Raw genomic sequence first — 9,900 nt, 5'->3', positions numbered from 1 at the left:
GAAATATCCCCTGACTGGATCGCTTGAAACAAATCGTCGATCAACGGACCATTCATTTATTTCCACTCCATTTCAACTGGTTTCATTCTACAACATTACCAAACTTTAATAGATGATTTCAAATATAATAAAATACGCTTATAAACTATTTTTTACTGCTTCTGCTTCGAGCAAATGTGATAGATTAAAATAGATAGGCATTTTTGCTTGCATGAGGTAAATGCAGGGATTAGAGAGGCGTGTGAAACATGGAATTATATATATCAAATGAATGGAATAACGATGATAAATCGTATGTTAGCAGCAATATGTTTGCTTTTAATTTAAAGCATTTCCCTGAAAACTTGAAAGGGCGGTATCAGGAAGTTAATTTGTTTCTAAAAAACGCTGATGGTCAAATTTTCGGCGGGCTCCTTAGCGAAATATGCTGGAACTGGATGCAGATCGAGTACTTATTTGTTGCGGACGAAATTCGTAAATCAGGTTATGGCAAACAGCTTTTAGCCGAAGCAGAACAAATAGCTAGAGCGAAAAACTGCGATTTTATCAAACTGGATACACTTAGCTTTCAAGCACTTGATTTTTATAAGATGCAAGGCTTCGAGGTGTTTGGATCGATACCAAATGCTGGCGGTTATACGCACTATTATTTAAAAAAAGACCTTTAACCGCTTTGCTTTTCTAATTAGAGCGCCATATAAAAAAACCTCCATCGAAGGATGGAGGAAACCTTGTCGATACTGCTTATAAGAAAAACAGTTGGACGATGCCTAGCACTACAGAAGCTGTAATGAATAGCTTGGCTGCTGTATTGCTGTGCTTGTACTTTAGAACCACGCCAATAATGGCTAGCATACCGAAGCAAACGGCTATTATCCGAGGCATAACCAGATTGCTTGGAAAAGAAGTAACATTTAAAAAACTAATAAAAATACCGAGCGCTGCTGTAAACAGAAAAACAATCGTATTTTTCGGGGGATCTTTCACCATATACAGCAGCGCAATACTGATTAGACAAACGAAAGCAATAACTATAAACATAATCAATAAAAGTGCCATACGATGCTCCTCCCTCATCTTTCCTTCTTACCTAATAAATGAAGAATTGAAACATTCATGTCTTCTAGTGAGCAAGCTGCTTCCATGTTTTATTGAGCCACTCCGCGAATAACGCTTTCTCCTCGAATTGCGGATAATGAGCCGACTGTTCAAACAGAACAAATTCTTTCACAGGAGCATGCAGCACGTCAAAATATTGTTTTGCAGCATTCACCGATGTCATATAATCATATTTCCCCATCACAAAATAACAAGGAATATCCAGTGTCTTCACTACATCAATAATATTATTGCTCGCTTCCTCAGCCAGCAGCATCTTTTGCGTTACAGAAATTCCTCTTAAATAGCGAACAACATCAAGCAAATTATACTCAGGCTGAAACAGAAACCCTTTGTAATAATCCATGTTGTCGTCAATTAACCTTGCTGCACCGCCATATTTTCGAATGATCGATCTAGGCGTCGTTTCCTCCCCTTTTTCGATTGGTTCTCGAAGAGACTCTAATCTCTCCACTTCCTTGGTATTGTCAGCCAGCTTTGCCTGTTCTATAACGTATTGCAAACTATCCAATTCGCTCGTAACCGTATCAGCCACTTGCCCAATTCCGATATAAGCCGCAAACTTGTCAGGTGCCTTAGCCGCAGCTTTCATCCCAATGTATGTGCCAAAAGAATGACCGATCAGCAGCACTTTCTGTTGTCCAAATTTCGCGGTAACGTAATCGGTCAATGCAAGCAGATCATCCACAAGCACGTCTGTCGTTARATTAGAATAGTCTTCAAAAAAATGATAAGATTTCCCGCTCCCGCGCTGGTCATAATGCACGATTGTATAATTTTTTTCAAGCAGATCTTGATATTTCCTTACATACGGAATTTCAGAACAACCCGGGCCGCCATGCACAAAAATGACAATCGGATTGCGTTTGTCTACTCCTCTAATCATCACTTCATGCCCAGTACCATTGATTTCAACTTGCTCTAACGTACTAATGCTGTTGTCACCTTTAATGCGAGGTGTCCACGTTGGGAATATCAATCCGACCAGAACAATTAGAACGATGATCATAATAGTGACCTTCCCTTTTTTTATTATTTTCCTATTCAAGAGCCGGCTCCTTCAAAACGTTATTATCCTTTCATTATAAATGATTTCATTTTCACTTCATAATTAACGATTTCTCGCTAAACATTATGGAGAAATGAAAAAAACGACATCGCTGTCGTTTCTCATAGTTATGATGATACAGATGTATTGAATTAGAAAACTGATCCATATTATGATGCAGCTTCATCTGATGCAGAGAGCCTTTTTCCATAAACCCGATATAGAATGAGACCAAACAGCATGCCTACAAAAGATATGGCTGAAATAGACAAGTACAACGTTTTTCCTCCAAAGCTATCATACACGGCTCCACCTACATAGGAGGCTAAAATGCCTGAAACACCAAAAAACAGCAGCGCAAGCACCGTTTGGCCAGTGGCGCGCCATTCGGTTGGAACTATGCGATAAAGATACTGAATAGCTGCTGAATAGAACACCGGGAAAGTCAACAGCTGTAGAATTTGCAAATACGCGAGTATGTGCGGATCGGTAATCCAAGCTGACAGGAAAAACCGAAGGAAATAGAACACGGCTGAAAACGAAATAATAAGCAGCTCTTTACCTTTGCGCATCCACCAAAAGCTCAGAGCGAATACTATAATTTCACTGCCTGCTGCCAAGAAGAAAGCTTGACCAACCAATTCGGTACTCCCGCCAAGCTCACGAATGTAAACGCCAAGAAAGGTATCATTCATCCGTGCAGGGACGGAACAGATAAACACCAAGAGCAGAAACATGAGTGTCTCTTTATTGCTAATAAAATGCTTGAGACTCTTTAAGGTAACCGGCTTGCCTGTCACAGGCGCATCCGGCATGATCCAACCTATTATAAAACTGATTAACCCGATTCCACCAAAAAGCAGCGCCAAGCTATGTTCACCAAAATAAGAGATAACATAACCGGTAAGCAGCGCTGCTAAGGCATAACCCAATGCGCCATAAGTACGAATAGAGCCATAGCTGGTTCCTGAAGATTCGGCAATTGTAAAATTCAAGCTTTCCGTTAATGGATCGATGGACATGAGAAAGAAGTACAGCAGCATCGCGTACAGAATTAGCTGCGGGTAACTGCTGGAATCATAAAGCAAATAACCAATGATGGTTGAGAAAAATAACAGTACCAACAATACTTTACGAATGGATTTGGTTCTATCGCTTATCATCCCCCATAAAGGTTGAGCGATGAGCGTAACAAATCCGCCTGTTCCAATAATGAAGCCAATTTGCGAAGGACTTAGTCCTTGTACATCTAAATAAACAGGAAGGAATGAAATAAACATAGCCAGCAGTGCAAAATACAAAAAATTAAAGCCTCGTAATAAGTTTGATGCCTTCATAAAAGTTTAGTTCCTCCACTTGTTTCATAAAAATAGCTATCTCAATCTTTTATTCTACCATGAAATGAACGTTTATATGTGGATCAAAATCAAAAAACGGCATCTCTGCCGTTTTTAATTACCAACTTATACAATTGAATTCATTTTCACCGCGACTTCTATCATTGATCATGCAAGCTCTAGATTAAACGGTTCCCCAGCCACAAGCATCTCACGCAAAAACTTACCGGTAAGTGATCCTTGTGTCTGTGCTACCTCCTCAGGCGTACCGCATGCAACGACCATCCCACCGTTATTTCCACCTTCTGGTCCCATATCTATGATGTAGTCCGCTACTTTAATCATATCCAAATGATGTTCAATAACGATGACAGAATGGCCGGCGTCTACGAGCTGATGAAGACAATCGATCAGCTTCTGAATATCCTGCAGATGCAAGCCCGTTGTCGGCTCATCGAGAATATAAAGATTATGGGACCCCCTAGATAATTTACTTAGCTCCGTGGCGAGCTTTATCCGCTGAGCTTCTCCACCAGACAGCGTCGTTGACGATTGTCCGAGTCGTAAATATCCTAGACCCAACTCATTTAAAACATTCAATTTATGCAAAATATATGGTTGGTCAGAGAAAAACAAAGCCGCTTCCTCTAGGCTCATCTCCAAAACCTGAGCAATGTTCTTCTCACGAATGCGAACATCAAGAACTTCCTCGTTGAACCTAGCTCCTTGGCATACCGGACAAACGGATTCTACATCCGGCATAAACTGAAGCTGAGTCGTTACCATTCCTTCACCTTGGCAATTTTCGCATCTCCCCCCATTTTTCTGATTGAAGCTGAAATCATTTTTCGTCAATGTATGTCCGCTTGCGCTAGCAGCCTTCGCATATAAATCACGAATTTTATCAAAGAAACCTACGTAAGTTGCCGGATTGGATCTTGTGCTTCTTCCGATCGGAGATTGATCAATGTTGATCGTACCAGTTAAATGCTCATGCCCCGACAATGAATCATGCTCTCCAGGAACAATTCGCGCATCACGGATGACGGCATGAAGCTGCTTGCCGATTACTTCGTGGATGAGTGTGCTTTTGCCTGAACCAGAGACGCCTGTTATACAAACCATAACGCCAAGCGGAATGTCGACATTAACATTGCGCAAATTGTTCGCCCTCGCTCCTCGCAGCGATAAGGTCATCGCACTAGGCTGTCTGCGTGTTGCCGGCACCTCAATATTTCGTTTGCGCGCCAAAAAAGAACCTGTGATAGAGTCTGGATTGTCTCGAAGCTGTTCAGCCGTTCCCTCTGCCACCACATTTCCTCCATGCAAGCCTGGACCTGGGCCGATTTCGATAATGTGATCGGCACTGCAGATCGTATCCATATCATGCTCCACAACAATAATTGTATTGCCGATATCACGAAGCTTTCTCAAGGTGTCGATGATACGAATGGAGTCTCTCGCATGCAGGCCGATACTCGGCTCGTCCAGCACGTAAAGCATCCCCATTAGTCCCGAACTAATTTGCGTAGAGAGACGAATTCGCTGTGCCTCACCGCCAGAAATCGTATCGGAGCGGCGTCCAAGACTTAAATAATCAAGCCCTATATCAAGCAGCAGGTTTAATCGCGATTGGATTTCGGAAGCAACCTGCTGACCCACATTAGCCTGCTGCTCCGCATACTTTACGGATGACAGAAATTCATTCAATTCGACAAGCGAATAGTTGCTAAGCTCATGAATGTCTGCGCCTCCTACCTTCACACGGAATCGCTGCGGCCGCAGCTTCTTCCCTTCACAGTCGGGGCAAGTATGCTCGACCATCACACGCTTGTAAAACTCATCCTCACCTGTGGATTGTGTTTTGCGTTTTAAGTATAGCTTGTACCACCAATTGATAATATGAACTAAACCAGCAAAGCTCATTAGCTTGCCAGCATGACGGAATTGTGACTTCGAGGCTTCCTCTCCTGGGAGGAAAGGGAATTTCTCACCTTTGGTACCGTACATCAAGATGTTCTTGATCTCCTCCGGCAAATCCATGTAAGGTGTATCCAAGCTGAACCCGTAATGGCTCGCAAGACTCCTTACGCTTGACCAATGCCAAGTGCCGGTGCTCGGACCAAGAAGCTTCGGATCAATTGCTCCTTTGTTAATGCTTTTGTCCGTGCTTTTAATCAGGAACCTAGCTTCGGCTCGCATAAATGTTCCAATGCCGCCGCAAGTGCGGCAAGCGCTGCTTGGATCGTTAAAAGAAAAGTAATTCGCGCGCAGCTCTCCCATCGTAAGCTGATGTTCTGGACATGCAAAGCCCTGATAGAACCGATCACGGTCGAGGTTTGTTTCATCTGGAGTATTTGCGATATCGAATCGGATAAAACCTTCTCCGACCAGCTTTAAGCTGTTCTCAATTGTCTTCACAAGCGCCTTAAACGAATCCGGCTGGACAATAACCTTGTCGACAACAACTTCGATTCGGTAATCTGCCTCTTCATCCAGCTCTATCGTATCACTGAGACTATGCTTCTTCCCGTCTATACGAATCATTCGAAACCCTTTGGAACGAATTTCATCGAAGGTTGTTTCATAATTTTCACCATAAATTTTATAAACCGGAGCAAGCACCTCAAGTTCCGTCCCCACTCGCAGCTGACGGATATGATCGATCATTTGTCCTGCTGATCTAATCGGTACGGGATGCTCACAGAAAGGGCAGCAGGCTTCTCCGACCGATGCGAAGAGCAGTCTCATAAAGTCATAAATATCCGTCATCGTACCAACGGTTGAACGCGGATTAACAATTCCTTTTTTTTGCTCGATAGCAATAACAGGGGATAGTCCAAATACAAAATCAACATCCGCTTTCTTAAGCTGGTTCATCCGGCTCTTAGCAAACGTTGAAAGCGATTCCAAAAATCTGCGTTGGCCTTCTCCATAGATCACCTCAAACGCCAGCGACGACTTCCCCGATCCGCTGACACCCGTAATGACCGTCAGCTTGTCCCGCGGAATATTCACGTCTATATTTTTTAAGTTGTTTTGTCTTGCACCCTTAACTTCAATAAACTGTCTCATAGGTTAATCACATCCCCCAGATTGACTCATCAAATTCCTCATACAAATAAGCGGGCTCGAGCAGCATGATTCGGCTTTTAGGCGTCGCTTTTCTCTCCGATTCCAGCTTCATTAGAAGCCCTTTCTCAGCCAGCCAATCGCAAGCTGTTGCTATGGAGCCTGCATCCATATCAATAACCGTGCTGAACTTCATGACGATATCCGTCACGGTGCGAACGTCGCCTTCTTCTTTCAAATAAGCGAGCACTGGCTGAAACAAAAGCTCCGCTCTTTCATCTAAATAATGGTTAACAAGCTCTATAGCTGCACGAACCTTCTGTTCGGTAACCTGTTCGCATACTAGCTCCGTGTAGACCTTGGTAAAGAAATCCGGATGATGTACCAATGCCTGCTGTACCGCCTCCCGCATCGGAACTTCCGCATGGAGCAGCACTTCGATTTGCGCCAGTACATCAACCATTTTGATCAACCAGAAAGCGCTGTAAGCTGCATCTTGCTTCACATACAGCCATTTCTCCGATTTGGAAAGCAGGCTGAGCACATGACAGCCAAGACGCTGCAGCTGAAGCTGCCTGTCGCGATCGCCAACATAACGAATTTGTTCAAAATATTCCGTTATCGACTCATCCTTTGTGAACAGCAGTGTACTGCGTACAAGCATTGACTGCTGAAATGAGCCGCTGACGGAACGTTCCATCCACCTTTTAAACTCATTGCGCGTCTGAATGCTGGCGTTAATCGGAACATCATTTTCGACAAAACAAACATAACTGTTCTTTAGCTTCTGGTCGTGAACGATCAGCTTGAGGTCAATGTCTGATTTCTCCCATACTTGATCATAGGACAGGCTGCCGAAGAGCACTGCTGCAATGATCTGCTCATCCTGCTTAATTTTTTCGACAAATTGACTCAGTGACTCTATAAGCAGCTTCCTTTTGTCCTCGCCGACTTTTTGCAATTCCATGAGCCTCCCCTTTCCGAGCTTTCGACTATCTTCTATTAATATATACCAGAAATAGGATGAATCTATCAATTGTAATATGTTTGTTCCATTTATTTGTTGTTCAGTCTCTGAACATAATTTCGAAAATGTTAATGTGGATTTTATAATTTATTAATAACTGGTTTCTTGGGCGTTTAACTCTATCCTCTATTATAGAAAAAGGCAATAACAACCGAAACGATCTGAGGAGGATTTACTAATGAGAGACTATAAGAAAAAAGCAGCAGCCCTTTTGGTTGCAGCAGCACTAGGAGCATCGACCATTCCGTATGCTGTTATGAACGTATCCGCAGCACCAGCAGTCCTTACAAAAGTTTCTGCATCCTCACCATTATCCAATAAAGATACAGAAGCAGCTGTTAATGAGCTCGTAAAGCTTGGTGTTATGCAAGGTTATCCCGACCAATCCATGGGTACCCTAAACCCAATTAATCGTGCCGAACTTGCCAAAATGATCGTAAAAACTTTCCTTCTCGAAGACTCTGCTCCAAATGCAGTAACCTTAACGGATGTGAGTCCGAATGCTTGGTATGAAGATTATGCTGCAACAGTTGTAGCGCTTGGCATCATGCAAGCTGAGAACGGTCAATTTGGGCCTCGAGCTGTGGTCTCAGATGAAGAGCTGATTCAAGCCGTATCCAAAGCATTAAAGCGTGATCTCAAGTCCGTGAATGCATGGGCCAGCCCGTTCAGCTCTACGAATAATAACTTAACCCGCGGCGAAGCTGCTTATTTGTTGCAAACCGCTCACAAGGCTATTCCATCGGATCAAACGAAGATTACAAACGTCCAATCGCTAAATGCCATTACCCTCATCGTGACTTTCGATAAACCGCTTACGACAACGGATGAAGAATTCACGAAAGCAAAAACAGATTTTGTATTTAACGATGGTCTTACTTTAACCAATATGCCGCGTCTAAAAACGGGTTCCATCGCAACCTATATCGTTCCTACTTCCGTTCAGCAAGCAGGCACAACCTATAATCTAGTATATAAAGGTCAAAATGCCGCTTCTTTTACTGGAAATGCAACGAAAGTAAATATGACAACAGCAAGCCAAGTAACAAATGATACGTTTGAGGTAGAAGCGCTGCAAGCAAACGGAGTAACTGACTATGGCTATATCATCTCAGCCTATAGCAGCGGTCGAGGTGCGAATGCATTCATCCTCGATGAGAACAACCAAGCAGGCGGAAAGACATTCCAAATCATTTCTTCAATGCAAGCTCGCCAAGTGACGATTACACCTGAGGGCGGTCAACCGATTATTGCGAAATATGTACCATTCACACAATCAACAGATGGCAAGCAGGAGCCTAAATTCCGCCTTCCCGAAGGGCAAGCATTGAAGCCGGGCGTGACTTATATGGTAACGTCAGATTGGGCTGCTATCGCGAACGCTTCCTTTGTAGCAAAAGAAATGCCAACCTTGCAGTTAACTGGTGCTGAAGCTGCTAGTGAAACTTCGATTCTCTTGACTCTAGCACAAGACCCTGGAGATGAACTATTCTCTGGCCGCAGTGCCGAGTTAACGGCGCCAACTGGCGAGAAGATCGTTGCTTCCTATAAATATTCCAGCCGTAAAGGCGCAGTTGGCGTATTTGATTTGGCGAAAGACACGAAATTAACGCCAGGAACAACGTACACAGTAAAACCGATAGGCTCGTGGGCAACCGCCCAAGATGTTACAATGTCCTTAAAATAAATTAATTTCTGAGAAAGGATGGGTGTGTGATGTTGCGATTAATTATAATCATGCTGGCTCTTGTCATTTCGGGCTGTCAGGAAAATAATGATCAGGAATTAACAAATGATGAGCAGCATGCAGCCCAATCGGTGAACAACGAAATGGACAAGTTGAATAAAGCTTTGTTAGCAGCAGCAAAACAAGGAGATCGAGCGTCAATAACTAAGCTGCTAGCCGAAGGTGCCGACATCAACGCGACCGACGATCAAGGCAGAACCTCTGCAATGATCGCCGTGCATACGAACCAGCTCGATGTGTTTAACCTCTTCGTAGAAAAAGGAGCAAATATCAATATTCAAGACAATCGCTCTGACAACCCGCTCCTTTATTCCGGCGCAGAGGGGCTGATGGACTTCGTTCAAGCATCGATAGCTGCCGGCGCAGATACTACCATCACCAATCGCTTTGGCGGTACCGCACTCATTCCAGCTGCTGATCGTGGACATGTTGAGATTGTAAGGGAGCTGCTAACCACATCCGACGTCAATATCGATCATGTGAATCAGCTTGGATGGACCGCACTTCTTGAGGCTATTATTCTCGGGGATGGCGGAGCAGACCATCAGGC

Annotated in this window: 8 protein-coding genes; 3 read left to right on the top strand and 5 right to left on the bottom strand. The window is 43.6% G+C overall.

Features of this window, described 5'->3' with window-relative positions; genetic code table 11:
- Window positions 1–248: 248 nt before the first annotated feature.
- Window positions 249–668, top strand: a complete 420-nt coding sequence (locus AB4Z17_RS28905) for a GNAT family N-acetyltransferase (protein ID WP_441963666.1) — start codon at window positions 249–251, stop codon at window positions 666–668.
- Between the two features lie 76 nt (window positions 669–744).
- On the opposite strand, the gene AB4Z17_RS28900 is transcribed toward AB4Z17_RS28905, so the two are convergent.
- The 5 genes from AB4Z17_RS28900 to AB4Z17_RS28880 form a co-directional block, all read right to left on the bottom strand.
- Window positions 745–1,059 carry a hypothetical protein gene (locus AB4Z17_RS28900; protein ID WP_441963664.1) on the bottom strand — a complete coding sequence of 105 codons (315 nt, stop codon included), beginning with the start codon at window positions 1,057–1,059 and terminating at the stop codon, window positions 745–747.
- 64 nt (window positions 1,060–1,123) lie between these two features.
- Entirely contained in the window at window positions 1,124–2,152 is a 1,029-nt protein-coding gene (locus AB4Z17_RS28895) for an alpha/beta fold hydrolase (RefSeq protein WP_441963667.1), read from the bottom strand.
- Between the two features lie 185 nt (window positions 2,153–2,337).
- Complete coding sequence (locus AB4Z17_RS28890; RefSeq protein WP_441963662.1) at window positions 2,338–3,504, bottom strand: MFS transporter; 1,167 nt, start codon at window positions 3,502–3,504, stop codon at window positions 2,338–2,340.
- A 168-nt stretch (window positions 3,505–3,672) separates the two neighbouring features.
- Window positions 3,673–6,579 (bottom strand): excinuclease ABC subunit UvrA, encoded by a 2,907-nt coding sequence (uvrA, locus tag AB4Z17_RS28885; RefSeq protein ID WP_441963660.1) that lies wholly within the window; start codon window positions 6,577–6,579, stop codon window positions 3,673–3,675.
- Between the two features lie 7 nt (window positions 6,580–6,586).
- Entirely contained in the window at window positions 6,587–7,543 is a 957-nt protein-coding gene (locus tag AB4Z17_RS28880; RefSeq protein WP_441963659.1) for a nucleotidyltransferase domain-containing protein, read from the bottom strand.
- 238 nt (window positions 7,544–7,781) lie between these two features.
- On the opposite strand from AB4Z17_RS28880, the gene AB4Z17_RS28875 reads away from it, so the two are divergent.
- Window positions 7,782–9,290, top strand: a complete 1,509-nt coding sequence (locus tag AB4Z17_RS28875; RefSeq protein WP_441963657.1) for an S-layer homology domain-containing protein — start codon at window positions 7,782–7,784, stop codon at window positions 9,288–9,290.
- Between the two features lie 29 nt (window positions 9,291–9,319).
- Window positions 9,320–9,900 (top strand): ankyrin repeat domain-containing protein (locus tag AB4Z17_RS28870; RefSeq protein WP_441963655.1); only part of this gene is annotated, 581 nt, incomplete at its 3' end.

It is taken from the genome of Paenibacillus sp. TAF43_2, assembly GCF_052113545.1.
Lineage (GTDB): Bacteria > Bacillota > Bacilli > Paenibacillales > Paenibacillaceae > Pristimantibacillus.
Note: the sequence above shows the minus strand (reverse complement) of the source record. Positions and strands in the feature narration are given on the sequence as shown.